Source organism: Microbacterium sp. ARD32 (assembly GCF_031844385.1).
Lineage (GTDB): Bacteria > Actinomycetota > Actinomycetes > Actinomycetales > Microbacteriaceae > Microbacterium.
In genome coordinates, this window is the sequence record NZ_JAUZVD010000002.1 from 1 (window position 1) to 25,568 (window position 25,568).

Annotated in this window: 26 protein-coding genes; 12 read left to right on the forward strand and 14 right to left on the reverse strand. The window is 66.7% G+C overall.

Going from position 1 to position 25,568, the window contains the following annotated elements:
- The first annotated feature begins 213 nt into the window (after positions 1-213).
- Positions 214-2,712 (forward strand): hypothetical protein, encoded by a 2,499-nt coding sequence (locus tag Q9R19_RS08240; protein ID WP_311255902.1) that lies wholly within the window; start codon positions 214-216, stop codon positions 2,710-2,712.
- 440 nt (positions 2,713-3,152) lie between these two features.
- On the opposite strand, the gene Q9R19_RS08245 is transcribed toward Q9R19_RS08240, so the two are convergent.
- Both Q9R19_RS08245 and Q9R19_RS08250 read right to left on the reverse strand, forming a co-directional pair.
- Positions 3,153-3,941: a hypothetical protein gene (locus Q9R19_RS08245; RefSeq protein ID WP_311255903.1), complete on the reverse strand. Its 789-nt coding sequence runs from the start codon at positions 3,939-3,941 to the stop codon at positions 3,153-3,155.
- A 322-nt stretch (positions 3,942-4,263) separates the two neighbouring features.
- Complete coding sequence (locus Q9R19_RS08250; RefSeq protein ID WP_311255904.1) at positions 4,264-4,839, reverse strand: TetR/AcrR family transcriptional regulator; 576 nt, start codon at positions 4,837-4,839, stop codon at positions 4,264-4,266.
- A 99-nt stretch (positions 4,840-4,938) separates the two neighbouring features.
- Here Q9R19_RS08250 and Q9R19_RS08255 point away from each other — a divergent pair, with 99 nt between their 5' ends.
- Complete coding sequence (locus Q9R19_RS08255; protein WP_311255905.1) at positions 4,939-5,856, forward strand: SDR family NAD(P)-dependent oxidoreductase; 918 nt, start codon at positions 4,939-4,941, stop codon at positions 5,854-5,856.
- On the opposite strand, the gene Q9R19_RS08260 is transcribed toward Q9R19_RS08255, so the two are convergent.
- The gene (locus tag Q9R19_RS08260; protein WP_311255906.1) at positions 5,857-7,086 is read right to left on the reverse strand and encodes an MFS transporter; all 1,230 of its coding nucleotides are present in this window, start codon (positions 7,084-7,086) and stop codon (positions 5,857-5,859) included.
- 103 nt (positions 7,087-7,189) lie between these two features.
- Between Q9R19_RS08260 and Q9R19_RS08265 the strand changes: the two genes are divergently transcribed.
- Both Q9R19_RS08265 and Q9R19_RS08270 read left to right on the forward strand, forming a co-directional pair.
- Positions 7,190-7,801 carry a CGNR zinc finger domain-containing protein gene (locus tag Q9R19_RS08265; protein WP_311255907.1) on the forward strand — a complete coding sequence of 204 codons (612 nt, stop codon included), beginning with the start codon at positions 7,190-7,192 and terminating at the stop codon, positions 7,799-7,801.
- Positions 7,802-7,854: 53 nt separating this feature from the next.
- Positions 7,855-8,535 (forward strand): hypothetical protein, encoded by a 681-nt coding sequence (locus tag Q9R19_RS08270; protein ID WP_311255908.1) that lies wholly within the window; start codon positions 7,855-7,857, stop codon positions 8,533-8,535.
- 24 nt (positions 8,536-8,559) lie between these two features.
- Here the strand turns inward: Q9R19_RS08270 and Q9R19_RS08275 are convergent, their stop codons facing one another.
- The 6 genes from Q9R19_RS08275 to Q9R19_RS08300 all read right to left on the reverse strand — a co-directional run bounded on the left by Q9R19_RS08275 (position 8,560) and on the right by Q9R19_RS08300 (position 14,124).
- Complete coding sequence (locus Q9R19_RS08275; protein WP_311255909.1) at positions 8,560-10,335, reverse strand: AarF/UbiB family protein; 1,776 nt, start codon at positions 10,333-10,335, stop codon at positions 8,560-8,562.
- A 20-nt stretch (positions 10,336-10,355) separates the two neighbouring features.
- Positions 10,356-10,925 carry a PadR family transcriptional regulator gene (locus Q9R19_RS08280; protein WP_311255910.1) on the reverse strand — a complete coding sequence of 190 codons (570 nt, stop codon included), beginning with the start codon at positions 10,923-10,925 and terminating at the stop codon, positions 10,356-10,358.
- Between the two features lie 325 nt (positions 10,926-11,250).
- Complete coding sequence (panB, locus tag Q9R19_RS08285; RefSeq protein WP_311255911.1) at positions 11,251-12,117, reverse strand: 3-methyl-2-oxobutanoate hydroxymethyltransferase; 867 nt, start codon at positions 12,115-12,117, stop codon at positions 11,251-11,253.
- Positions 12,114-12,506 (reverse strand): aspartate 1-decarboxylase, encoded by a 393-nt coding sequence (gene panD, locus Q9R19_RS08290; protein ID WP_311255912.1) that lies wholly within the window; start codon positions 12,504-12,506, stop codon positions 12,114-12,116. The genes panB and panD overlap by 4 nt, the downstream gene beginning before the upstream one ends.
- Positions 12,506-13,372, reverse strand: coding sequence for a pantoate--beta-alanine ligase (panC, locus tag Q9R19_RS08295; RefSeq protein WP_311255913.1), 867 nt, complete (start codon positions 13,370-13,372; stop codon positions 12,506-12,508). Before panC ends, panD begins: the two co-directional genes overlap by 1 nt.
- On the reverse strand, positions 13,369-14,124 hold the full coding sequence (locus Q9R19_RS08300) for a DUF2520 domain-containing protein (protein ID WP_311255914.1): 756 nt from the start codon (positions 14,122-14,124) through the stop codon (positions 13,369-13,371). The genes panC and Q9R19_RS08300 overlap by 4 nt, the downstream gene beginning before the upstream one ends.
- Before the next feature lie 259 nt (positions 14,125-14,383).
- On the opposite strand from Q9R19_RS08300, the gene Q9R19_RS08305 reads away from it, so the two are divergent.
- Positions 14,384-14,590: a hypothetical protein gene (locus Q9R19_RS08305; RefSeq protein ID WP_311255915.1), complete on the forward strand. Its 207-nt coding sequence runs from the start codon at positions 14,384-14,386 to the stop codon at positions 14,588-14,590.
- A 15-nt stretch (positions 14,591-14,605) separates the two neighbouring features.
- On the opposite strand, the gene Q9R19_RS08310 is transcribed toward Q9R19_RS08305, so the two are convergent.
- Complete coding sequence (locus tag Q9R19_RS08310; protein WP_311255916.1) at positions 14,606-15,556, reverse strand: PfkB family carbohydrate kinase; 951 nt, start codon at positions 15,554-15,556, stop codon at positions 14,606-14,608.
- A 52-nt stretch (positions 15,557-15,608) separates the two neighbouring features.
- Entirely contained in the window at positions 15,609-15,977 is a 369-nt protein-coding gene (locus tag Q9R19_RS08315) for a VOC family protein (protein ID WP_311255917.1), read from the reverse strand.
- A 62-nt stretch (positions 15,978-16,039) separates the two neighbouring features.
- Here Q9R19_RS08315 and Q9R19_RS08320 point away from each other — a divergent pair, with 62 nt between their 5' ends.
- The gene (locus tag Q9R19_RS08320) at positions 16,040-16,483 is read left to right on the forward strand and encodes a MarR family transcriptional regulator (protein WP_311255918.1); all 444 of its coding nucleotides are present in this window, start codon (positions 16,040-16,042) and stop codon (positions 16,481-16,483) included.
- Between the two features lie 231 nt (positions 16,484-16,714).
- The gene (locus Q9R19_RS08325) at positions 16,715-17,584 is read left to right on the forward strand and encodes a hypothetical protein (protein ID WP_311255919.1); all 870 of its coding nucleotides are present in this window, start codon (positions 16,715-16,717) and stop codon (positions 17,582-17,584) included.
- Positions 17,585-17,644: 60 nt separating this feature from the next.
- On the opposite strand, the gene Q9R19_RS08330 is transcribed toward Q9R19_RS08325, so the two are convergent.
- Both Q9R19_RS08330 and Q9R19_RS08335 read right to left on the reverse strand, forming a co-directional pair.
- On the reverse strand, positions 17,645-18,034 hold the full coding sequence (locus tag Q9R19_RS08330; protein ID WP_311255920.1) for a DUF2510 domain-containing protein: 390 nt from the start codon (positions 18,032-18,034) through the stop codon (positions 17,645-17,647).
- Between the two features lie 66 nt (positions 18,035-18,100).
- Entirely contained in the window at positions 18,101-18,394 is a 294-nt protein-coding gene (locus Q9R19_RS08335) for a hypothetical protein (protein WP_311255921.1), read from the reverse strand.
- Between the two features lie 66 nt (positions 18,395-18,460).
- On the opposite strand from Q9R19_RS08335, the gene Q9R19_RS08340 reads away from it, so the two are divergent.
- From Q9R19_RS08340 to Q9R19_RS08360, 5 genes are all read left to right on the forward strand, one after another.
- The gene (locus Q9R19_RS08340; RefSeq protein ID WP_311255922.1) at positions 18,461-19,486 is read left to right on the forward strand and encodes a restriction endonuclease; all 1,026 of its coding nucleotides are present in this window, start codon (positions 18,461-18,463) and stop codon (positions 19,484-19,486) included.
- Positions 19,487-19,585: 99 nt separating this feature from the next.
- Positions 19,586-19,984 carry a (deoxy)nucleoside triphosphate pyrophosphohydrolase gene (locus Q9R19_RS08345; protein ID WP_311255923.1) on the forward strand — a complete coding sequence of 133 codons (399 nt, stop codon included), beginning with the start codon at positions 19,586-19,588 and terminating at the stop codon, positions 19,982-19,984.
- 8 nt (positions 19,985-19,992) lie between these two features.
- Positions 19,993-22,899, forward strand: a complete 2,907-nt coding sequence (locus Q9R19_RS08350) for a DEAD/DEAH box helicase (protein ID WP_311255924.1) — start codon at positions 19,993-19,995, stop codon at positions 22,897-22,899.
- Between the two features lie 21 nt (positions 22,900-22,920).
- A complete protein-coding gene (locus tag Q9R19_RS08355; protein WP_311255925.1) occupies positions 22,921-23,241 on the forward strand; it encodes a nucleotide pyrophosphohydrolase in 321 nt (106 codons plus the stop codon).
- Positions 23,238-24,962, forward strand: coding sequence for a DNA/RNA helicase domain-containing protein (locus tag Q9R19_RS08360; RefSeq protein ID WP_311255926.1), 1,725 nt, complete (start codon positions 23,238-23,240; stop codon positions 24,960-24,962). Before Q9R19_RS08355 ends, Q9R19_RS08360 begins: the two co-directional genes overlap by 4 nt.
- Before the next feature lie 73 nt (positions 24,963-25,035).
- Here Q9R19_RS08360 and Q9R19_RS08365 read toward each other — a convergent pair whose 3' ends face one another.
- On the reverse strand, positions 25,036-25,566 hold the full coding sequence (locus Q9R19_RS08365; protein ID WP_311255927.1) for a helix-turn-helix domain-containing protein: 531 nt from the start codon (positions 25,564-25,566) through the stop codon (positions 25,036-25,038).
- Positions 25,567-25,568: the final 2 nt, after the last annotated feature.

The window sequence follows — 25,568 nt, forward strand, 5'->3', positions numbered from 1 at the left end:
TGGCTAACGCCTTCACCCTCGGACGGTACGAGATCATGGTCCGCCGGATCAGCGAAGGACACGAACGTCGTACGGGACATCCAACCCTTAGGCGTCGAAGGAGGCGCATGCGACCTCGAGAGCGCCCTCCCTATGCGCGTACACGCCCGATCAATGGCGGGGCCAACGGGGGTGTTGCGGCAGGAATGTGGATGTCTCTGGCATGCTGAGGGCGTGAATGCTGATGCCAAGCGCAGCCCGATTGACCTCAGCGACGACCAGCGCCTCGCATTGAGGAGGGCAGCCCGCAACGGTGAGTATCACCTCATGCTTGGTGCGGGCGCGAGTCTCGACTCCATAAGCCCTGCGGGCGGTCAGCTTCCTGGCAGCGGCAAGTTGATCGAGCAACTCTGCTCCGAGTTCGGTGTCATTGCAGAGGTAGACGACTGGCTGTGGCGCGTTTACGATCGCGCTGTCGAAAAGGCGGGCGAAGACGCCGTCTACAGCTGGTTTAGGAGCCGGTTCTGGAATGTGAAGCCGCCGTACTGGATGGCGTACTACGCGCGGAGTCCCTGGAGTTCGGTCTGGACGCTGAACGTCGATGATACCTACGAAGCAGCCCATCTGTCGGTCGCGACGGATACGACGCGCTCGCTGCAGACCCTCAACTGGGACGATGCATACCGGCAGGGCCGGGCGCTTAGTGTCATCCACCTTCATGGTGTCGTCGATCGAGCCGAGACGCGAAAGTTGGTCTTCTCCCTCAGCGAATATGCTGGCTCGGCAGCGGCCCGAGCCGCCTGGCCCGTCAACTTTCGCGACTCCTACGGAAACTCGCCATTCGTGATCCTCGGAGCTCGACTTCGTGACGAACCCGACATTGAGTCGGTTATCGCTCGTAGAAGTCCTACGAACCCTGCGCCGAGCTTCTACGTAGCACGGACGATCTCGCCGGCTACGCGTGATGACCTAATCCGTTGGGGCCTGGTTCCCGTCGAGATGACCGCCGAGGATTTTGTCCTCGAATGGGCGGAACTGACTGGGCTCGACCTCGAGCACGATCTCGAGAATGAACTTGAGCTTGGCATGCGGGTGGGTCAGCAGTTCGAGGAGTTGCGCGCTGACGTACCAGCCAAACTCCAGACCCAACACGACTTCCTCGGCGGGGATGAGCCTCTCTGGGAGGATATCCAGCGCGGTCTGCCCGCAGAACTCGGCTGGGTGACTCAGGCGAAAATGGACGCAAATCAGATAGGAAAGTCGATCTCGTCCGCCTCAGTTCTGGCGTACACCGGACGCCGACTCACAGGGCGCTCGACGGGCCTTCTCGTACTAGCGCAACACATGCGCGGGGCTTCGTGGCGCACTTTCTTCTTTCGAGAGTCGGGGCGGATCGATGTCGACGCAGTCCTGGGGTTCGCAGCCGACGGCAAGTCGATTGCGCTGATGTTTGACGGAATGGCGGACGTGGCTGATGACATCGACCGCTTGGTGACTGAGGCTCGCGCGGCGGGCCTGAGCGTCGTATGCCTCGCGGTCGACCTGCTTGAGAACGAGGCAAAGATACTCGGGAGGGTGCGACCAGCGAACCTGGCTCACGGTCGTATCGGCAACATTGCTGGGCGTCTGAGCGGCTCTGACGCCGCCCACCTCGTCGATGCGCTCGGTCGCGTTGGTCGTCTGGGCGTCCTGGAGAGCAAGACCGATGCCGGGCGGTTGGCTCATTTCAGGAACAGAGATCTCTTCGACTCGATGGCACAGATCGAGAACGCGCCTGGATTCGGCAACCGGCTCGGCGAGTTGCTTGATGACGTCTCTGGCGGCAAGTTGAAGGTCGTCCTTTTCGCCGCCTATGCGGCGTTGGTGGGACATCAGCTACTCGTCATCGACGCGGCGCGAATGGTCGGCACAGAGAGTGACGCGCTCGTCCGAGCCGTGCAATCCGATCCGCAGCTTTCAAGCCTGCTAACTACTGACGGCGTCCGGCTTCGGGCTCGGCACAGATGGATGGCACTGGAGCCGGCTGTTCAATCCCTTGGCACTGATGCGGCAGCGAGCATTGTTCGAGACGGTGTGCGTTCAGTCTCTGCCCGGCTGAGCCAGCAGAGTTTGCGCGAGCGTAACCCGACATCGCTACTTGTGGGCGCGCTTATGTCTCAGAAGAATCTACGCCGAGCGTTTCCAGGGGCCGATCTGGACGCCTGGTATGGCTCGTTGCTGGACGTGTTCGGTGAGTGGAGCGGTCGATACTGGGAGCAGCGTGCGATTCTCGCGCGTCGGGCGGGCCGGACCGACGTCGCCAATCTCGCGAAGGCGGAATCGTTCGCTCTTCGCGCCGTTGAGATTGTCCCCGATATCTACAGCCTCACAACCCTTGGCACCGTTCTGCTTGAGAAGGCCGCTCTGGCTCAAGTAAGCGTCGCCGATTACTACGAGCGGGCCTTTTCCGCCTTCGAACGCGCGGCGGGCATGGACCTGATGGGTAGCAGCTTGGTGACGTGGATTGCCTATCTTCGTTACTCCCTTCGCGTGCTGCGGAGGCTGTCGCGCACTGCGGTGACGGATAGCACCACGGAAGAGTCCATCCTGCTCAAGCAGAGAGTGGAAACTGACTGGCGCCGCATCTACGCGCAGCTGGCCGTCGTTAGGGACGCAGGCGCGACGGTCTCGAGAGACTTGGCCGGCCTGGCACAGGAGTTCGAATCGGTGGCCAAGACGACGTCTGCCCGCTAAGGGTGGATGGCAATCTGCGCACCCACCGGCCCATTCCCTGACCAAACTCAAGGAACCTGATGGTAACGACCACTCGCGGTCTTTCGTCTCGCCAGCTCCCTGAATGACCGGGTGTGATCTGACTACTGGCCGGAAGGATAGCGCCCCTCTTCCAGTGGATACCTGAAGAAATGAGTGGCTCCGCCGGCCGTCGGACCCGTGACCTCGTCCGGGTCAAGAACGAACTCAATCGCCACAGATCTCCCTCGGCTATCGGCCTCCCGCTGACCTCTTCTTCGCGACGCTGCTAGCCCGTGAATCACCCCTCGTTGCGATGACCGCTGGAACACAAGACGTGGCGATGGCCGACTTTATGAGCGTCGTCGACAGGCGCGTCCGGCCACTGGTCCCGCCAGGCGCCGACCCGACCTGGCCCAACTGAGCGTGTTCGGAGGATCGAGTCATGAGACGTCGAACCGGGCGTAGAAGCGATCGAGCGCTCCATCGAGGATCCGAGTTACAAGTCCCGCGGCCAATGCGATGTCATCAACATTCGCGCGCGTTAGGCGCACGTGACCTTCTGGCGGATGGGTGATCATCCGATACTCGGTAGACGCAATTGACCCATGAACGAGTTCACTCAGTTGACTCCAGAACCGCGCTACCCCTCCATCGATGCCCGCATGGAGTGGTTGCCTTTCGGTCGCGGCGATGAAGTCAGCGGCCTGTAGGAACCGGGGGGTCGGCAGCGTTCCGAGCGCTTTGTTGAATGCTGCGTCAAGGTCAGCGATGTACGTCTTGGCGTTCGCGGCCGTAGCCTTTAGCTCGTCAGCGATGGACCTCTGCGGGTCTTCCTTGAGCATCACTGTCGCACGCGCCTTGCTCCTCATGGGCGCATCACGAGCGAGCCTCCAAGCCCGGGTGAGCCGTTCTCGCTGATCATCGGGGTCGACAAGCCAAATCGCTCTGATTGCGTTGTCGACCATCGCGCGCATGAGAACGTAGTCGGACGGGACATGGTGGACGGGAACATCCCACATGCGCTCCAGCACATCCGCCGAATCAAACGCGTAGTTCAGCATCGCCGCGGCCTGCGGAAGCGTGCTCTCCTTTGCCAGGACCAGGCCTAGGTCAGCGGCGAAAGCTGACCCGGGTTGAGGGGGCCCGGCTTCGATCACATCCCGGAAGGCATCACGAGTGTCCAGCCAGTGACGAGAAAGCTCTTGGAGCCTGGCGATCGGGTCATCCATGTGGCCGATCCTTGCACGTGGGCGATCGCTCCCGCACGACTTCGCACTTGGGCAAAGTACGCAGTTCATGCCGCCCAGCATGTATACGGGTGGATCAATGCGCTCGCTTCCACCCGGGGTTATCCGCGTCAGGTCGGCCAATCACGACGCTCGCATCGCCCTTCGGGTATCTGTCGCCAGTCAGGCACGGCAAACGAACCCCTCCGAGCGGTGGCCGCTCGGGTGAGGGACGACATCAACATTTTGCGCTCTGGAAAGTGTCACGACAAAGTGAGCCGGATTGGGGCGAACGAGGCACCCGAGCGTGACATCTAGTGTCATCTCACCGCGTTCCCGACAATTCTTGTGATTTGCGTCCGACAGGCGTCCCGTCCCCGGTGCGCAGCCCGTCGAGCAGCACATCGACGAAGAACGCCGGATCGCCTCCGTCGGTGCGAACCGCGTACTCGATGCCGCACACGAGGTGGATGAGCCGGTCGGCGGTCAGGTCCGCCCTGACGAGGCCGGCCGAGCGCGCCGCGTCGAGAATGCGCTCCGTCAGCATCGCGAACTCGTGCTTGAGCGATGCGGTCTCGGGGTCGCTGTCGGATGCGGCCAGCAGGACCACATGCAACCCACCGTCCTCCAATTGCAGCGCGACCCCTCGGCGCACGAGCAGTTCCAGCGCTCGCATCGGATCGCTCTCCTCCGCGGCCTCGCGCGCGAGCTCCCGATACCTGTCGAGCCCTCCCGCGGAGAGCGCCTCGACCAGCGCATGGGTCGTCGGGAAGTGTCGATACACCGTCCCCACGCCGACACCGGCCCTGCGGGCGACATCATTCAGCCGCAGCGCGGTGGGGTCACATCCCCGCGCGGCCTCCAGAATACGCGCACGGCTGCGCATCGCATCAGCGCGCACAGCGGGAGTCATAGTCCGATTCTGCCACGAAACGGATACCTCATCCAGATTGCCGTACACTCAAATGGATCACCTATCCGTTTCACGTTCGGAGCATCCATGTCCTGGAACCCCCACCACCTGCCCGATCTGCACGGCCGCACGTACGCGATCACCGGCTCGACGGCCGGCATCGGCTACTTCGCATCCGAGCAGCTCGCGGCAGCCGGCGCAGACGTCATCCTCGCCGGCCGCTCACCCGAGAAGCTGGCTCGCGCCAGCGCCGCCATCCGCACTCACGTGCACGATGCATCGGTCGGCACCGTCGAGCTCGACCTCGCATCCCTCTCCTCCGTGTCGAGCGCAGCCGACGCGCTCTCAGACCGTGGCCGGCTCGACGGCCTGTTCCTCAACGGGGGCTCGATGGGGACGAACACCTCGACCCTGACCGCCGACGGGCTCCCGATCATGCTGGGCACGCACGTCGTCGCCGGCTTCGCTCTCGCGACGCGGCTGCTGCCCGTGCTCGACGGACGCATCGTCCACGCCTCGAGCGGGTTCGTGCGCAGGCTCCGAATGGAGGTCGACGATGTTCGCGCGCCGCAGCGCGGCTTCTTCCGCACCTACACCCAGGCGAAGACGGTCACCGAGCTCTTCGCCTACGAGCTCGAGCGCCGACTGCGGCAGGATGGGCATCCGGCGGCCTCGCTGGTGGCGCATCCGGGCGTCGGTGTGGATGCCCGGACCCCGGCGCGCAAGGGTGTCTACGACCCGCGGACGCAGCGCAGGCGCAATCCGTTCTCGCCGTGGGCGCAGGGGAAGGATGCCGCCGCGTGGTCGGCCGTGCGCGCCCTGACCGACCCGGGGGCGTCCGGCGGCGAGTACTACGGGCCGGAGAACGGCCGGCGTGGGCTTCCTGTCCGGCTCGAGCCGCTCGCGCACACGGCGAGCGCCGATCGCGACCGCGTCACCCGCGTGTGGCAGCAGCTGGAGCGGCTCGCCGCGCCCGTCCTGGCCGGAGGCCGCGGCGGGATGTGATCACCGAGAAGCAGTGCGTTCGGGCTCCTCCACAGCATCCGGCAGCGCCTCGAGCCGACGCAGCGGCGAGCACCACACCCACACGACCGTGCCCAGGCTCAGCAGCCCGCCGACGAGCATGCCGCCCCGCGCGCCGAGCCACTCGCCGAAGAACCCGCCCAGCAGCGCCCCGAGCGGGATCATCCCGTACGTGATCGTGCGCGTCGACGCGTTCACGCGGCCCAGCATCCGCTCCGGCGTGCGCAGCTGACGGATCGTGACCAGCTGCACGCCCGACATCGCGGCGCCCGCGCCGATGAGGAGCAGCGCACCGGCGAGCAGCGCCACCGACATGGCGGCCGTCCAGGACGGGTCGGGCACGGCGAGCAGCAGCAGCGAGACGCATTCGACGACGGTGCAGCCCATCATCAGCGGCCCCAGTCGCACCCGGCGGGCGAGCGGCGTGGCGGATGCGGCACCGATAAGCGCGCCGACCGCACCCGCCGAGAAGAGGATGCCGATCTGTGCGGGCCGCAGCCCGAGATCCCGCACGGCGTACAGCGTGAGCAGCAGCGTCGTCCACTGCGAGAAGGGGTTGAACAGCGCCGAGAACCCGACGTTCGCACGCAGATAGGGATCGCGCAGGGCGTGCCGCGCCCCTTCGGCCAGCTCGGCGAGGAACCGGCGCCGCTCACCCGCCGGCCGGGGTTCCCGCCCGCGCATCGACAGCAGGGCGACACCCGACAGCAGGTAGGTCGCCGCGCTGCCGGCGATCGTGGCCGCCGCCCCGACCAGCTGCAGCAGCACGCCCCCGATTCCGGGCCCGCTGACCTCGGCGGCGGCGAAGGTCGACTGGATGCGCGCGTTCGCGCTGCTGAGCCCGGATGCGGGGACGAGCGAGGGGATGGCCGACTGGTAGCCGACCTCGAAGACGACGGTGAACGCACCCCAGAGCGCGACGGCGAGGAGGAGTCCCGGGAACGAGAGCCATCCGGCCAGCGCCGCCACGAGCACGCCGACGGCGACCGCGCCGCGGGAGAGCTCCGACATGATCAGCATCCGCCGACGCCGATACCGATCGATCACCACGCCCAGCGGCAGGGCGAGCAGCAGGAAGGGGACCCATTGCACGGCGCCGAGCACGCCGAGCTCGACCGCCGAGGCATGCAGCACCGAGATGGCGATCAGCGGGATGGCGAACTCACGCACCTGGTCGCCCAGCGACGACGCACCGGTCGCGAACCAGAACAACCGAAAGTCCGCACGCGACGAAATGGGTGTCTCGACTGACATGCATTAGATTCTGACCGATGATCTAATGGAAGCACAACCCATGAGGCGTTAGAATCTCTGCATGACGACCGGCCGGACGCAGTCCTTCTCCCAGCTCGGCGGGCACCGGATGCTCGATCTGGTGAACACCGTGCACTGGCGCCTGTCGCCGGATCGGCGCAGAGACGCCCTGGCCGATTACGGCGACATCCTCGACTGGGCGCTGCAGCTCGGCATCCTGAACGACGCCGAGACGGAATCGCTGCGCGACGCACATCTGCGCGACCCGCGTCGCGCCGCCCGCGTCGTCGACGAAGTCCGCGCGCTCCGCGACGCCGTCTACGCCGCCCTGTACGAGAGCGCCGACCCCGGTCCTGTCGTCGACGCCTACCGCGCAGCGATCTCCGAAGGCGTGCTCGCGCCCGGCGCGAGAGGGTGGCGGTGGACGTTCCCGCTCGACCTCGACCTTCCGCTGCGGCGGATCGCGCTGGATGCCGTCGATCTGCTCACCGACGATCGGCAGACCTCCCTCGCCCAGTGCCAGGACGCGGAGTGCGGCTGGGTGTTCCTCGACACCTCGCCGCGACACAACCGGCGCTGGTGCGATTCCGCCGACTGCGGCAACCGCAACCGGGTCCGCGAGTACTACAACCGGCGCCGGGACGGCGATCGCGAGCGCGCAACCGGGGTGTGATTCTCGCGCCGAGGGGAGATAATGGCCCGCCATCACGGAGAGGACGGATCATCATGAAGAGTCCCGCACCGATGGCGCTGACGGCCGCGCTGGGCCTCGGGCTCCTGCTCGCCGGCTGCACCGGCACCGCAACCCCCGCGCCCACCGAGACAGGCCCCGCCGCGTCGGATCCCGCCGCGCCCGCCCCGTCCTCCGCCGCACCGGCCTCCGGCACTCCCGCCCCAGGGCAGGGGACGGATGCCGTCGACGAACTGCGCGACGGCACGTGGCAGGTCGGCGACGCCGGCGACGTCGAGTTCTCCTCGGCCGGCGGCGCACTCGCGCTCACCGACGTGCGTGCGGCGGAAGGATGGCAGCACCGCATCGCGGACGAGAAGCCGGGCGAGATCGAGGTGCACTTCACCCGTCCTGACACCGAGTGGAAGTTCGAGGTCGAGCTCGAGGGCGGCACGATGCAGATCTCGAAGCAGCTCACGCTCTCGAACGCCACCGGCGGCAGCATCCGGGTCGGCAGCGCGGCGACGCTTCAGTTCAGCGCCAAGGATGCCCTGGCCGTGACGAACGTCGCTCCCGCCGACGGCTGGACGACCGTCAAGCGCGACGAGCAGGCCGACGACATCGAGCTGAGCTTCCAGAACAGCAACGGCGACGGCGAAGCCGAGTTCGAGGCCGAGACCGGCACCGGCGGCGTGCGCGTGGAGATCAGCCAGAAGCTGAGCGGCCCCGTCGGCTGAGCGGGGCTGACGGTCGTGTGCCGGTCAGCGCCGCCCGAACAGCGCGTGCAGCAGCGGCACCGCCGAGGCGCACATCAGCACGATCCCCAGCGGGGGGACGGCTGCAAGCAGCAGGGTGCCGCCGATGAGGAGCCCGCCGAAGAGCACGGCGGAGACTGCGCGATGCGCGACGCGGATGATCCTGTCGAGCCGGTTCTCGAGCGTGGAGACGTCGAAGACGAGGGCGCCGGCATCCAGCCGGTCCAGCGCCGCGTCGACCCGCGACGGCAGCCGCCACAGCGTGCCGGCGTTGGATGCCGTCTGCGCGCCCAGATCGCGCAGCAGGCCACCGCTCTCATCGCGCAGCAGCCGCGCGGCGTAGGGCTGCACCGGCTCCCAGATGTTGAACGCCGGGTCCAGCGCGCTGCACAGCCCCGAGGTCAGGGACACCGCGCGCATGAGCAGCAGCATCCGCTCGGGGAACTGCACCGGCAGCGAGCGCATGGTCTCGCCGAACTCCGCCCCGAAATCGGCCAGCTCGCGGGGGTCGACGTCACGCAGCTCGTTGAAGCCCATGCCGCCGAACCGGGCGAACAGCACGGTGAGAGCGCGCTCGAGCTCGGTCGTGCGCGCCGACGGCAGCAGCACGCCGATCTGCTGCGCCGCCGCGACCAGGCCGCGGCTGTCGCGCCCGGCCACCGCGATCACGAGCGTGCGCAGCCCGGCACGGATGCTGTCGGGCACCTCGGCCATCATCCCGAAGTCGATGAAGGTGAGACGCCACGGGCGCGCCCGGGTCGCTGAACCCGTCGAAGGGGCGTCGCCGTCCGCCGGCGTGACGAACACGTTCCCCGGGTGCGGGTCGGCGTGCACGAAGGAGTGCGTGAACACCTGGTCGAGCATCACGTCACCGAACACCTGCGCCACCTCGGCCGGGTCGATGCCGGCCGCGCGCAGCGCCTCGATGTCGTTGATCTTGATCGCCGTGACGTCCTCGAGCGTCAGCACCTTTCGGGTGGTGCGCTCCCACACCACCGCGGGGGCCGCGACCCGGGCATCCGATGCGAAGCTGTCGGCGAACCGCTCGGCGTTCGCCGCCTCGTGCAGGTAGTCGATCTCCTCGTGGCAGGTCTGCGCGAACTCCTCGACCAGCCCCGGCGCGTCCACGCGGTCGCGCACCATGCGCACGCGCTGCGCCCAGCGGGCCACGCGGCGCAGCGCCGACAGATCGACCGCCACGATCTCGTCGATGCCCGGCCGCTGCACCTTCACGACGACGCGGTCGAGGCCGGTGTCGGCGGCGTCGGCCGGGGTGAGCGTGGCGCGGTGCGCCTGACCGAGGGATGCCGCGGCCACGGGCGTCTCGTCGAACGACGCGAACGCGCGCTCCAACGGCATCCCGAGCTCGGCCTCGGCGGATGCCCGGATCTCGGCGAACGCCACCGCGGGCACCTCGTCCTGCAGACCGGCGAGCTCGGCGGTGATCTCGGGCGGCAGCACGTCCAACCGCGACGACAGGAACTGCCCGACCTTGATCATCAGCCCGCCCAGGCCGACGGCGAGCGCGCGAAAGCGCCTGGCCAGGCGCAGCATCCGCGCGTCGCGCGTGCGATCGGCGACGGATGCCATGCCCAGGCGCGGCAGGATCAGTTCGAACCACCACACCTGAACGAACGCGCGCGCGGCGAAGGCGAGGATGCGCCGGTACCGGGCGCGATGCGCGGATTCCGGAGCACCGGGCCCCTGAGCACTGGATCCCTGAGCACTGGGCCCCTGAGCACTGGGCCCCTGAGCCCGTCGAAGGGCCGCCGGATCCGTCATGGCGCCCTCTTCTCGATCAGTCACCCTTCGGCAAGGATGGCGTACAGCCTACGCCGGGCGTCTTCGAGCACGGCGACGCCGTCGGCCACCTGCTCGGGCGTGCCGGTGCGGGCCAGCTGCGCGGTCGCGCTGGCCAGCTCCATGCCCGCCTTCGGCAGGGCGCCGAACTGGCCGTGGGAGCGTCCGCCTGCGGTCTCCCAGGGAGCGGGCTTCTCAGCGGCATCCTCCGATGCCGAGACTCCGGCCTCCGAGAGCGAGTACGTCTTGCGACCGCCCTGCTCCTCGGCGGTGATCAGGCCTTCGTCGGCGAGCTGCTGCAGCGTGGGGTAGACCGACCCGGCGCTGGGCTTCCACGCGCCGCCGGAGCGCTCGGCGATCTCGGTGATGATCTGGTATCCGTGCATGGGCCGCTCGGCCAGCAGGCTGAGCACGGCCGCACGCACGTCGCCGCGCGCCATGCGCGGGCCGCCGGAGCGCTGCTCGAAGCTGCTGCGCAGCTGATCCATCGCCTCCCAGACGCCGGCCAGCGGGTTGCCCGACCCGTTGCTCGCGCCGAATCCGAAACCGCCGGTGGGGAATGATCCGTTCATGATGCCTCCTCAGACGTGAACGATGCTTAACGATATGTCGCTATGCGTCGTTCGGCAAGGAGTTCGGCGGTCTCCACGGCATCCTCACGGCCGAGCACGACCGCCCCGCTGCGACCGGTTCTTCCCCTTCCGCCGTCCAGGTCGCACTCGGTCACGCTATGCGCGCCGGATACCGGGACGAACTGCGACCTGGACCACCCGCAAGCGCCGACCGCCGCGCGCCTGGCGCGGAGAAGTGCGCTTCGCGCGGAGAGAATTCCGGATGCCGTCCGCTTCACGCGCACATCTCCGCGCGAAGCGCCCGGGCAACCGGCGTCGCCACGGTTCACTCCCCCGCGAGCAGCTCCCTCAGCTTCGCGACTTCGTCCGCCGGCATCCCGTACCCGTGCTCAGCTGCCGGATACGCCCCGGATCGCACCTCGTCGGCGTACGCGCGCACCCCGGCCACCGACACACTCCGTACGTCCGCATACCGCTTGACGAACTTCGCCGCGGGCCCGTCGTAGATGCCGAGCAGGTCGTGCCACACGAGCACCTGGCCATCGGCATCCGCTCCCGCGCCGATCCCGATCACGGGGATCCGCAGCCGCTCCACGAGCAGCGACGTGACCTGCGACGGCACCGCCTCGACGACGATCAGCGAGCACCCCGCCTCCTGCAGGGCGAGCGCGTCGTCGATCACGGTCTTCGCAGCCTCGGCCGTGCGGCCCTGTGCGCGGTAGCCGCCGAGAGCGGTGACGCTCTGCGGGGTGAGGCCGACGTGCCCGACCACCGGGATGCCGGCGGCGACGATCGCTCGCACCCGGTCGACGGTGCTGCCACCGCGCTCGACCTTGACCAGGTCGCACCCGGCCTCCTTCACGAAGCGCTGCGCGGTCTGCACCGCGAGGGAATCGGATGCCTCGTACGACCCGAACGGCAGATCTCCCACCAGCAGCGGGCGTGACAGGCCGCGGCGGACAGCGCGAGTGAGCATCAGCATCTCGTCGACGGTCACCGGCACGGTCGAGTCGTAGCCGAGCACGGTCATCGCGGCGGAGTCGCCGACCAGCACCAGGTCGACGCCGGCCTCGTCCGCGATCTGCGCGCTGGGATGGTCGTAGGCGGTGACCATGACGATCGGCTCACCGGCATCCTTCTTCGCAGCCAGCTCACCGATGGTCAGCGCGCGAGCCGATCCGTGCGCGCTCATGACGCGGCTTCCGTGAGCAGCTGATCCACGGCGTCGTCGATCTGGATGATCGTGTTGCGACGGTCGACGTGCACGACGCGCGGCTCGTACTCGGCCAGGTCCTCCGCGGAGTAGTCGCCGTAGGAGATGACGATGATCGTGTCACCGGAGTGCACCAGCCGGGCGGCAGCGCCGTTCACCTGGATCGTGCCCGTGCCGCGCTCCCCGGCGATCGTGTAGGTCTCGAAGCGCGAGCCGTTGTTCACGTCGACCACGCTCACCTGCTCATGCTCGAGGATGTCCGCGGCGTCGAGCAGGTCGGCGTCGATGGTGATCGAGCCGACGTAGTTCAGGTCGCTGCCGGTGATGGTCGCGCGGTGGATCTTGGACTTGAGCATGGTGCGTCGCATCAGGATTCGCCTTCCTCGGCGGTGATTGTCAGGACGTGGTTGTCGATCAGCCGGGCCGCGCCGACGCGTGCGGCGACGGCGAGCAACGCGTCGCGGTCGACGCGCTCGAGCGGGCTGAGGTCTTCGGCGGAGCGCAGTTCGAGATAGTCGGGCCGGATGCCGGCATGCGACAGCACTCGCGCGGCGGCGGCGACGATGGTCGCGGCGTCGCGCTCGCCGGCCTCGTGCACGGATGCTGCGGCATCGAGGGCGCGGTTGAGCGCGGCGGCCTGCCGCCTGGCATCCGCGTCGAGGTAGACGTTGCGCGAGCTCATCGCGAGACCGTCCGGCTCGCGCACGATCGGGCAGGCCCGGATGCGCACGGCGAGGTTCAGGTCGCGCACGACGCGGCGGACGACCAGCACCTGCTGGGCGTCCTTCTGGCCGAAGTACGCGTCGTCGGGGGTGACGATGCCGAACAGCTTGGTGACGACGGTGGCGACGCCGTCGAAGTGGAACGCGCCGCGGGAGGCGCCGTCGAGCACCTCGGTGATCCCTTTGACATGGATGCCGGTGCTGAAACCGTCGGGGTACACCTCGGCGGCATCGGGAGCGAAGAGGATGTCGACCCCCTGCTGCTCGGCGATCGCGGCGTCGCGCGCCTCGTCGCGCGGGTAGGACGCGAGGTCCTCGCTGGGGCCGAACTGGGTGGGGTTGACGAACAGCGAGACGACGACGAGGTCGTTGCTCTCCCGTGCCGCACGCATGAGCGAGAGGTGTCCTTCGTGGAACGCACCCATCGTCGGGACGAGCCCGACGGTGCCGCCCTGCCGGCGGGCCCGGGCGACGCCGGCGCGCATCTCGGCGACCGTGCGGACGATGTTCATGCTGCGGCCTTCGACGCCGCGAGGGCACGGGTGCTGCCGCAGAGCTGATCGAACAGCGCGACGAGATCGGGGGTGCCGGTCGCGACCGCGGTGCGCTGGCGGGCGACGGTGTCGTCGTCGCCACGGGCGATGGGACCGGTGAGCGCGTCCGCGGCACCGGCCGTGACCCAGTTCCCGACGGTGCGGTCGACCAGCGGTGCAAGCAGGTCGCGAGCCTGATCGGAGCGGATGCCGGCGGCGCGCAGCGCCTGCTCGGCGGCGTCGAGCACCGTCAGCAGCAGGTTCGAGGCGATGGATGCCGCCGCGTGATAGCCGGCGCGGTGGGCGTCGTCGATGCGGAAGGGGCGGGCGCCGAGGGCCTGCGCCAGCCGGGTGGCCGCGTCTTCGGCATCCGGAGTGCGGCCCGCGATCGCCGCGCCGATGCCGTGGAACACCTCGGGTCCCTCGGCGCCGGTGAAGGTCTGCAGCGGGTGGATGCTGAAGTCGACGGCATCCAGTGGCGTGGCACCCGAGACGTGGCCGAGCAGCGACGCGTGCGGGCGGGCTGCTCGTGCGGCGGCCACGATCTCGGCATCCGGAACGCAGAGCAGGGCGATGTCGGATGCCGGGATCGGCTCACCGCGGCGCAGCGGGCCGGCGACGGCACAGTCGGCTTGGCGGAGGGCGCTGGCGAGCACGCCGCCGAGACGGCCGTTGCCGATGACGGCGAGGGTCGCAGTGCGGGGTGCGGAGGGTTCGGGGGAGGCGCTCATTCCGCGATGAGTATCCGCCCGGGAGTCGGTGGGCACCAAATCCCGGAGCAGTCCGCGAACCGATGGGCGGTCACAATCGAGCTGTTCGCTAAAGAACATCTGCCTTGACTGCGCAATCTGATCTTGGCCGTCGTCGCGGGCGGGTGGAGTGAACCGGACATCGCGACGCGTGCGGGTCTCAGGACGGTTGTCAACCGCCCTGCGTCAGCGGTACGCGCAATGCCAGGCTGAGGGCTCCATCCACGATCAGGAGACCATCATGTCCGACCCCACGCCGTTCCCCACCGATCCGCTCGAGCCCGAGGGGATCGATCCCGACCTGAGCAAGGACGACCCGCGTCAGCAGTCCACCGGAACCGACGAGGAGCGCCCGGACGATCATGTGCCGACGTTCGACGAGCGACAGCAGGCCCGTACCGCCGCTCTCGATCAGAACCATGATGAGGAGTACCCGCCGATCGCCTGAGACGCTGGGGCCGCCTCACTGCCTTCGCAGGAACTCGTCGACCTCCGCGGCGGTCGGCGCGGTGGTCGGCCCGCGGCGGGTGACCTTGATCGCGGCGGCGGCGTTGGCGCGCCGGCAGGCGTCGACCCAGGTGGAACCGGCGGCGATCTCGGCGAGCAGGGCGCCGGTGTGGGTGTCGCCGGCGCCGTTGGTGTCGACCGGGGTCTGCGGAAAACCGGGGATGCCGCTGGTCTCGCCGTTGGCGTGCACCGCGCAGCCCTCGGCGCCGTCGCGCACGACGGCCACGGCATCCGTGCGCAGGAGCGGCGCGAGCGCCTCGGCCTGGGCGGAGATCTCGTGATCGCCCGGCGCGACGGATGCCCCGAGCGTGGCCAGCAGATCGGTGGCCTCCTCGGCGTTGCTGGTCCAGACGTCGGTGTGGGCCAGCATCCGGTCGCGCACTTCGGCGGGGAGCGAGGCGAACGCGGCGCCCGGGTCGAGCACGACGAGGGCAGCTTCGGGAAGGGTGTCCAGCCAGTCGAGCAGCGGGTCGCGGGTCTGCGCGACGGCCAGTGAGTAACCGGTGATGCAGACGAGGTCGCCGGGCCGAACGTCGGCGGTCGCGAGGGATTCCGCGGTGATGTCGCGCTCGGCGCCGAGTGTTGTGACGAAGGTGCGTTCGGCCGTGGGTTCGATCATCACGATGCAGACGCCGGTGTCGCGGGCGGCGACCGGCGGGGCGGATGCGGCGATGCCGTCGGCCGCGAGCGCGGCTCGGATGAGATCTCCGTGCGGACCGGTGCCGATGGCACCGGCGTGCACACTCTCTGCTCCGAAGCGCGCGGCCGCGAGCAGCACGGTCACCGCGCCCCCGGCGTACTGGGTGTCGGAGGCGGCCATGACGTTGTGCCCGCGGGCGGGCAGGTCGGGCACCTCGACGATCAGGTCGACCAGTGCCTGACCGGTGTGGATGACGCGTGGGCGCATGCGGTCAGCCTACTGAGCGGCATGGCGCGCTCATGCCCGCCCGCGCTCGCGCCTACGCCCTGTCGTGCAGCGTGATCAGGTAGCCGTCGGGGTCGGCGAAGGTGAAGGTGCGACCGAAAGGCCCATCGATCGGCGCAGCGGCAATGGTGTGCCCGTCGGCGACCAGCGCGTCGTGGATCGCCTGGACGTCGGTGGCGTGCATCCAGATCGCTGCGCCCACGCCGGGCTGGGCCGCGGAGGCGAGATCGGTGCCGGGCAGGATGTCGCGCACCGCGAACGCGATCGGCTTGGTGTCGAAGACGACGGCGTGCGGCGGGCCAGCCGGCGCGCGGACGAGGCCGAGATAGCGCTCGTAGAACGCCTGGGATGCGTCGAGATCACGCACCTGCAGAGAGATGAAGTCGGGGCCGGTGACGGGCATGGTGTCCTCCTGGATGACGTGTCAGTTTTCTGACACGGACGAGGATATGTCAGAATGCTGACATGAGTCAAGGTGGCATCGATCTGGAGACGTCGCTCGGATACCTGTTGAAGGAGGCGGCCAGCGCGCTGCGAGTGGCGATGGAGACGGTGCTGCGCCCGCTGGGGATGACGATCACGCAGTACTCCTGTCTGGAGCTGCTCGCACAGCGTCCGGGTCTGTCGAATTCCGAGCTCGCCCGCGGCGCCTTCGTGACCCGCCAGTCGATGAACGTGCTGCTGCAGGCGATGGAGCGCGACGGCTACGTGTCCCGCCCCGCGCAGGCGGCGGTCGGCAAGGTGCTGCCGACCAGCCTGACGCCGCGCGGACGGCAGGCACTGCAGGCGGCGAGCGCGGCGGTGCGATCGGTGGAGAAGCGGATGCTGCGCGGCATGACGGATGCTGAGCAGGCGGCCGCGCTCGCGAGCCTGCGGAGCATGATCACGGGGCTGCGGGACGACGGCTGATCGGCGCCGGTCATCGACAGGCGGTTGTGCAGGCGCCGACGTCGGTCGATGTCGGAGACCACCCCTACAGTGACTCCCAGCCGGTCCTCGCGGACCCACGGAGATCTCCCCCGAACTCCGATCCTCACGCCCTGAACAGGGCGGTATTCGGCGTGCGCGCAGACCGGCTCCCTGCGGCATCCGTCGCGGGGCAGGCCGGTGCCCCGCGCACCTCTCCGAAGGGGAATCATCATGTCCGTACCCAACCCGCCCGCCGGCGCTCCCGCGCCGCAGCTTCCTCCGCCCGTCCCGCCGGTGGCGCCCCCGCCGGCCGCACCGAAGAAGACGAACGTCGTCGCGATGATCGCGATGATCGTCGCGATCGTGGGGTTCATCTTCGCGTGCATCCCCGGCGCCCTGATCGTCGGCTGGATCCTGCTGCCGATCGCCTTCGTCCTCAGCATCGTGTCGCTGTTCCTGAAGGGCGATCGCAAGTGGATGGGCATCGTCGGCCTGATCGTCGCCGTCGTGGGGACGATCGTCGGGTTCATCGTGTTCTTCGCGGTGGTCGCCACGTCGTTCAGCAACGCGGTCGACGAGGCGTTCGGCAGCGGCGAGACCACGGTCACGCAGCCGGTCGACGGTGCGGCGGATGCCCAGGAGGCGGCGGATGCCGAGGAGCCGGCGGCCGCTGATGCGGATGCCGCGCAGGGCACCCGCGAGAACCCGTACCCGCTGTCGTCGAAGATCAGCAGCGACGACTGGACCGTCGTGGTGAACAGCGTCAACGCTGACGGCAACGCCGTGGTGGCCGACGCGAACCCGTTCAACGACGAAGCTCCGGCCGGTTCGCACTACGAGATCGTGAACTACACGGTCACGTACACCGGTGATGACAAGGGGCTGGCCGCCGAGGTGCAGGTCGGCCTGGTCACCAGCGCCGGCAACGTCGTGAACAGCTACGACAGCCTGGTCGTGCTGAAGGACGGCTTCGGGCTGGACGAGCTGTACAACGGCGCCAGCGCCACGGGCTCGGTGGCGTTCGCCGTGCCGGACGGCGACCAGGCGCTGATCCGGGTGACGCCGGGGATGTTCGCCGACGAGGTGTTCGTCACGCCGTGAGTCGCGCGGGTGCGGCCGGCCCTCGTCGGTCGCACCCGTCGGTCTTCGGCGATGTGCGGGTCAGACGAGCTTCTCGAACACCATCGTCGCCTGGATTCGATCACCGCCGCCGAAGCCGGTGCTGCCGGAGGATGCGGTCGTGATCGTGTGCAGGCGATAGCCGAGTGCCGCCTGCCGGTTGATCACCGCTTCGAGCTCGACGAGGTTGCCGGACCCGCTGCCGAAGAACTTCTCCTTGAGAACGACCTGCAGCACGACGTAGCTCATGCCCTGCGGAGCAGGGCGCGGCTGCGCGCCGGCCTCGGCATCCGCGCGGGCTCGGTTGATGAACCCATCCAGTCCCGGTTCGTGCGGCGCCGGCGGCTGCACCTGATCGGTCCACTGCTGTCCGTCCCACCACCGCATGGTTCCGGATCCGTCGTCGTACCAGCCTGCCTGCGCGTCTGCCATCAGATGCCTCTCTCCGACCCGTTCGCGGGGTCTGTTTCGTGCCACGGTAGCGGCTGGAACGAGCGTTCAGCAGTAGGCGCAGACGCCGCTGATCGGAAGCGGCATGCCGCAGTCGGGGTTCGGGCAGGTCGAGGGCTCGGCGTCTACGCGAGCGCGCTGCCTGGATCCGCCGCCACCGCGTACCCGGTTGTACGGCAGCGTGATCTCGCCGAGCGTTCGGTCGGTCTTGCGGTGGGAGATGAAGCCGACGTGCACCCAGGCGCTGGGTCGCTCGGCCCCGCGCTCGATCATCGCGATATAGGTGCGCGACGGCGTGATGTAGAACTTCTCGAAGTCGCGCTCCGACGCGAACTCGCGCACGCGCGTTCTGTTCTCACTGCCCGATAACCTGGACGTCCTGGTCCATCGCAGTGGAGGTTCAGCCAAGTGAATGTGTGGGGCGTACACAACGACTCGCTTACGACCGAGCTCGTCGATGACGGATTCATCAGCATCGGGTGGGACGGGCTGCCATCCCTCGATTCAATCCCACACGGACGTGAAGGCCTCAAGCTCGCGTTGGGCGCCCTGTACCCCGACGCAAAGCCGCGCTCCATTGCTGGTCAGGCCGGCGTGCTTGTTCGCTTTCGCGATGAGATCGCTGACGGCGATGTGATCGTTGCGCCGTACAAGCCCGACTCGACGATCAATATCGGAATCGTCAGCGGTCCGTACTACTTTGAGGCATCGGCCGACACACATCGCCACCGCCGGCGAGTCGAGTGGAAGAAGGTCGGTCTGCCCCGCACGGTGTTCACGCAGTCAGCGCTCTACGAGATCGGCTCCGTCCTCACGGTATTCCGCATCCGGAACCACGATGAGGAGTTCCTCGCTGCTCTTGGCAGCGCTGCGTCTTCTCCCGAAGAGGTCTCTGAGCAGGTCAGCCACGCAGCCGAGTCACAGGAAGAAGAAGACTCCGACAACACACCTCGCGCCTCTCGCATCGCCCGCCACACGCGAGATTTCGTGCTGGAGACATTGCATCGCAACATCACCCACCGCGAATTCGAAGAGTTCACGGCAGCGCTCCTTCGCGCGCTCGGGTATCAGGCTCGCGTCACCCAGTACTCCCAGGATGGCGGTGTAGACGTGATCGCGCATCGTGACCCCCTCGGTGTGGAGCCGCCTCAGATCAAGGTGCAGTGCAAGCACCGCACCGGCACTACCAGTGCACCGGAGGTGCAGCAGCTGGTCGGCACACAGGGCCCGGGAGAGCTGTCCCTCTTCGTCACACTCGGTACATACTCGCGAGACGCGCTGGCCATCGAGCGTCAGCGCCCCGGGCTTCGCCTTCTGACCGGTGAGGACCTCGTCACCCTCGTACTCGAGAACTATGCGGCACTGCCTGAGGAATGGCGAAGCATCATCCCGCTCACCAACGTGCTGGTCGTCGCAGACAGCGTTGGCAGCTAAACAAGACCCGGCTCGCGGAGCAAGCCCCCGTTCGCAGGCCGCGATGTCGACATCCATCGCTAGGCTGACTGCAACCCTCGCCAGGACTCGGAGAAGCACGTGAAGAAGCAGATAAACGTCGTCGGCGCCGCAGTTGTTCGCGATGGCACTATCCTGTCCGCACAGCGGAGTCCCTCGATGTCGCTTCCCGGTATGTGGGAGTTCCCCGGCGGCAAGATCGAGGCAGGCGAAACCCCCGAGCAGGCACTTCGTCGCGAAATGGAGGAGGAGCTGCTCTGCAAGATCGAAGTCGGCAAGCACGTTGAGACGACGAGCCACGAATACGACTTCGGAGTCGTGAACCTCACGACGTTCTACGCGACTTTGGTCCAAGGAGAGCCGAGCCTCACTGAGCATTCCGAGATTCGGTGGATCCCCGCGGCGCAGTTGGATTGCGTGGACTGGGCGCCAGCCGACGTCCCCGCAGTCCAACAGATCATGCGCGATTTCGCTGCATAGGGCGTTAGATGGACGCGACTTCACAACTGCAGCTCGACAACACCTTCGGCTTCCTCGACCGATCTGTCCAGTCCGATCAGCTCTTCCATCCGCTGCTCATCGCCAACGACGGCGCGAACACGATGCTCCGCGCCATCCGTCACGAGTTGCGTCGCTCTCTCACCTTCACCTTCTCGACCGCGTTCGTCACGACGAGCGCCGTCGCGATGCTCAAACAAGCGTTGTTAGATTTCCCAGGCAAGGGCACGATCATCACGTCCACGTACCTGGGCTTCAACTCGCCGGCCGCATTCCGTGAACTACTCAACATCCCCGGTGTCGATGTCTTCGTCTACTCGAGCGAACACGGCGGCTTCCACGCCAAGGGTTACCTCTTCGAGCAGTCGAACAGCACCACGGCAATCGTCGGCAGCTCGAACCTCACCGAGTCAGCCCTGCTGACAAATCAGGAGTGGAACCTCCGATTCTCCGCACTGCCTGACGGTGACATCGTTGATCAACTACGTCGCGCAGTCGACGCGCAGCTCACATGTTCGAACCGACTCACCGAAGAGTGGGTCACCGCGTACGAAGCGACGTACGCGCCTCCCCCTCCACGCCCATCGATCATCAGCGTCGATGGGAACCGGCCGGGAGCCACACAGCCGCCCATCGTCGCGAATACCATGCAAGCCGAGGCACTCGTCGAGATCCAGAAGCTACGCGAAGCTGGCGAGAGACGCGCGGTGGTCATTTCAGCGACGGGCACAGGAAAGACGATCCTCTCCGCCCTCGACGTTCAGGCCTTCGCGCCAGAGCGGATGCTGTTCATCGTTCACCGTGACCAGATCCTGGATCGTGCGATCGAAGAGTTCCGTCGTGTGCTCGGTGCTCCCGTGGATGACTTTGGAAAGTTTGTTGGGTCGAGGCGCGAACTTGACCGCAAATACGTCTTTGCCACTATTCAGTCGCTGACGAACGCTGACAATCTCGATTCGATCCCGCCCACATACTTCGACTACGTCCTCATCGACGAAGTTCACCGCGCCGGTGCAGGCTCCTACCGCAAAGTTCTGGACCGTCTGAAGCCCGAGTTCCTTCTTGGGATGACAGCTACGCCCGAGCGCACCGACGGGTTCAACGTCTTCGAGCTCTTTGATTTCAACGTTCCCTACGAGATCCGCCTCCAGCAAGCGCTTGAAGAGCAGATGCTGGCACCCTTCCACTACTACGGGGTCACTGACTTCGTGAAGGACGATGAGGTCATCGACGACGCGAGTCAGCTCGCAACGCTCGTCGCTCCCGAGCGCGCCGATCACATCATCAACGCCATCGAGACATACGGCCACGTCGGTGCTCGCGTGCGTGGGCTGGTGTTCTGCAGTCGTAAAGACGAGGCGCACGAACTGGCACGGCTCCTGAACGCACGCGCCGTTCATGGCCACCCGCTCCGCACCCTTGCTCTGACCGGCGACGATTCCAGTGACACGCGGGAGGCGGCCGTCGATCGGCTCGAAGCAGGCGAGCTCGATTACATCATCACCGTGGATGTCTTCAACGAAGGCATCGACATACCGACAGTGAATCAGGTCGTGATGCTGCGTCAGACCAAGTCCAGCATCATCTTCACGCAACAACTCGGTCGAGGTCTGCGCAAGGCCGCGGGCAAAGACCATCTGATCGTCATCGACTTCATCGGGAACTACACGAATAACTACCTGATCCCGATCGCACTGTTTGGCGATAACAGTCTCAACAAGGATTCGATCCGCAAGAAAATCATGGACTCGCAGGAGGCGGGCGCGATCTCGGGCCTGTCTAGCGTCAACTTCGACAAGATCTCGCGGGAACGGATCTTCCGTTCTCTGGCCGAGTCGAAGCTCGACGGTCTCAGGAATCTCAAGAAGGAGATCCTTAGCCTCACGAGCCGTCTCGGCCGCACCCCTCGTCTGCTTGAATTCGCCCGATACGGCACGGCAGACCCCGTTACGATCGCGACCGCACATAAGAACTATTGGGAGCTTCTTCACTCCACCAAGCAGGTCCCCAAGGGGCCATCCGTCGCGGAGAGCTCCGCGCTGACATACTTTTCCCGCGAGATCCTGAACGGGAAGCGACCGCACGAGTTGCTCATTGCTCAGAGACTCATGTCCACGCCGGTGCCTCTAACGACTGACGAGATTGCGCGCCTGTTGCTGGACAACAGCTGCACCAACGACGCTCCGACGATCGATTCGGCCGTTCGAGTCTTGACACAGGAGTTTTACAAGCCGGCTAAGCGCGTTCCTTTCGGCTCGCCTCTGTTCGAACGTCTCGGCAGGGAGGTGCGGCTCACAGCGCACGCAACCGTGCTCCTTGCCGACGCGACATTCAAAGATCATCTTGCGGACATCATCGATACAGGTCTTTACATCGCCAGACACACGTATTCATGGGCGAGCACCCTCAAGGTTGGGAAAACATACTCCCGGAAGGACGCGTGCCGCTTACTTAACTGGCCAACCAACCAGGAAGGCGCCATCTTTGGGTACAAGACCGATCTGTCGACGATGACGTGTCCAATCTTTGTGACCTACGAAAAGCACGAGGACGTCTCCGAAACTACCGACTACGGCGACGAGTTCCTCAACGAGAGCACGCTGCATTGGTTCTCTCGTTCGGGACGAACACTGCGCTCCGCGGAACTCACCCCGATAATGGACAACGCCGTCGACATGCACCTCTTCGTGAAGAAGGAAGATGGGGAAGGTGCGGATCACTACTACGTCGGACCAGTGACCTCCTCAGCACCCAAGCAGTCCGTCATGTCCCGTGCAGCCACCAGCGTTGTGACCATGGCATTGGCTCTCGAATCCCCGCTCGAGCAGAGCCTGTACGACTACTTCACGAGTTCTGGGCTCACGCCAGACGCCGCGGCGTCCTCAGGCGCGGAATAGCTCCCTGCTACCCTCCCTCCCATGCCCTCCCCCGCAACGCTGCAGGCACTCCGCACCTTCGTCGCCGAGCGCGATTGGGACCAGTTCCACTCGCCGGAGAATCTCGCAAAGAGCATCTCGATCGAGGCGGCAGAGCTGCTCGAGTTGTACCAGTGGGGCCAGGCACCCGACCACGAGCGCGTAGAAGAAGAGCTCGCCGACGTGCTCACCTACTGCATCCATCTGGCCAGCCGCCTGAACCTCGATATCGACGAGATCATCCTCAGCAAGCTCGAGAAGACGCGCGCGAAGTACCCCGTAGATCTCAACCAGGGCCGGATCCAGAAGCGCGCCGAGTCATGACCTTCAGCATCCAGCGCATCCCGTTCGACAGGAACGACGTCGACGACTGGGCCCTCACCAACGAGCCGCTCACCAACTGGCCCGTCGTCTACGTGCTCGACGGCGCGGGCCGCAACCAGAAGCTCTACGTCGGCGAGACGACCAGCGCGCACAAGCGCATGCGCCAGCACCTCGCCGGCCCCAAGCGCCACCAGAACCTCACCGACGTCCGCGTCGTGATCGACGAGCGCTTCAACAAGTCGGTCTGCCTCGACCTGGAATCGCACCTGATCCGCTGGTTCCACGGCGACGGACGCTACGAGATCCTCAACGGCAACGACGGCCTGACCGACGCGCGCTACTACGACCGAGAGCTCTACCGAGAGTCCTTCCGCGATGTCTTCGAAGAGCTCCGCAAAGCAGGGCTGTTCAGCCGCAGCATCCCGCAGATCGAGAACAGCGACCTCTTCAAGCTCTCCCCCTTCAAAGCCCTCACCGACGACCAGGCCATCGCCGTCGAGGACATCGTCGAGGGGCTGCTCGCCGACCTGCAGCATCCGCAGAACACCTCCACCCTCGTCGTCGAGGGCGCGCCCGGCACGGGCAAGACGATCATCGCGATCTTCCTGATGAAGCTGCTCGCCGACATCCGCGACTTCCGCAGCCACGACGACGTCGAGCCCGACTCGATGTTCGCCGAGCTGTTCACTCCCGAGAACGCCCGCCTGCTGCAGGATCTGCGGATGGCGCTGGTCATCCCGCAGCAGTCGCTGCGTCAGTCGGTGAAGAAGGTCTTCGCCAAGACACCCAAGCTCGACCCGGCGATGGTGCTGACGCCGTTCCAGGTGGGGGAGTCGGATGCCGTGTTCGACCTGATCCTGATCGATGAGACCCACCGCCTGAATCAGCGCGCGAACCAGGCTTCCGGCGTGCAGAACAAGAAGTTCGGCCTGATCAACCAGCGCCTGTTCGGCGCGGATGACCCGACCTACACCCAGCTCGACTGGATCAAAGCGCGCAGCCGGCATCAGCTGCTGCTGATCGACGGCGAGCAGACCGTGCGCCCGCACGACCTGTCGCCCGCGACCCTTTCCGCGGAACTCAGGGCGGCGAAGACCGCCCACCGCCACTACCCGCTCAGCACCCAGATGCGGGTGCGGGCCGGTGCCGACTACGTCGAATACATCCGGATGCTGCTGCGCGGGCTTCCTGTGGCGAGACCCGACCTCGGCGACTACGACCTGCGGTTCTTCGACGACCTCGGCGAGATGCGCCGCGCGATCCGGGACCGCGATCGGGAGGTCGGCCTGTCCCGCCTGGTCGCCGGGTACGCCTGGGACTGGCGGTCGCGCCGCGACCCGGCATCCTTCGACATCGAGATCGACGGCGAGCGGATGCGATGGAACAGCACCGACAAGGACTGGATCAACTCCCCCGGCTCCCTCGACGAGGTCGGCTCGATCCACACCGTGCAGGGCTACGACCTCAACTACGCCGGCGTGATCATCGGACCGGACTTGCGCCTCTCGCCGTCGGGCGAGATCGTCGCCGACCGCGATGCCTACCGCGACAAGAAGGGCAAAGAGAACACCGGGCACCTGAAGGATGCTTTCACCGACGACGACCTGCTGGTCTTCATCCGCAACGTCTACGGAGTGCTGCTCACCCGCGGGATGCTCGGGACGTATGTGTACGTGTGCGATGAGGGGCTGCGGGAGAAACTCCGGGGACTGCTCGGCTGACGAAGTCAGAAGTCATGAGCGAAGTCTGCCATCCCGCACGTGCTGAGCGACGGTTCAGCGATGCCCGACGGGATCAGTGCTGCGTGTCGTATTGGTCGCGATTGATCTGCACGGCATCCATGTGCTCCTGCGCCCACGCCCTCAGCTGGCGCGTGGTCTGGTACAACGAGGCGCCGAGGTCGGTGAGCGCATAGTCAACGGTGACAGGGACAGTCGGAGTGACTGTTCGCGCGATCAGACCGTCGCGCTCCAACGCCCGCAGAGTCTGGGTGAGCATCTTCTGGCTGACCCCCGCGATGAGGCGGGAGAGCTCCGAATACCGCATCGACACCGGCTCTCCGGTACCGCTGGGGCTGTCCCCTCCGAGAGCGCAGAGCACAAGAACGACCCACTTGTCGGCCAGTCGGTCCAGGAGCTGGCGGCTCGGACACACCGCAAGGAACGCATTGTAGGCACTCTTGGCGCGGTCCCGTTCCTCCGCTGCGGTTGTGGTCGCCACCGCGATCGCCTTTCGCCTGGGGAGGTAACGCACTTCAGAGTGCGTACTTCCCGGAAGAGAGTTGCTCTCCGAAGATGGTACCGAACCACCTGGGCATCCGCCCATGA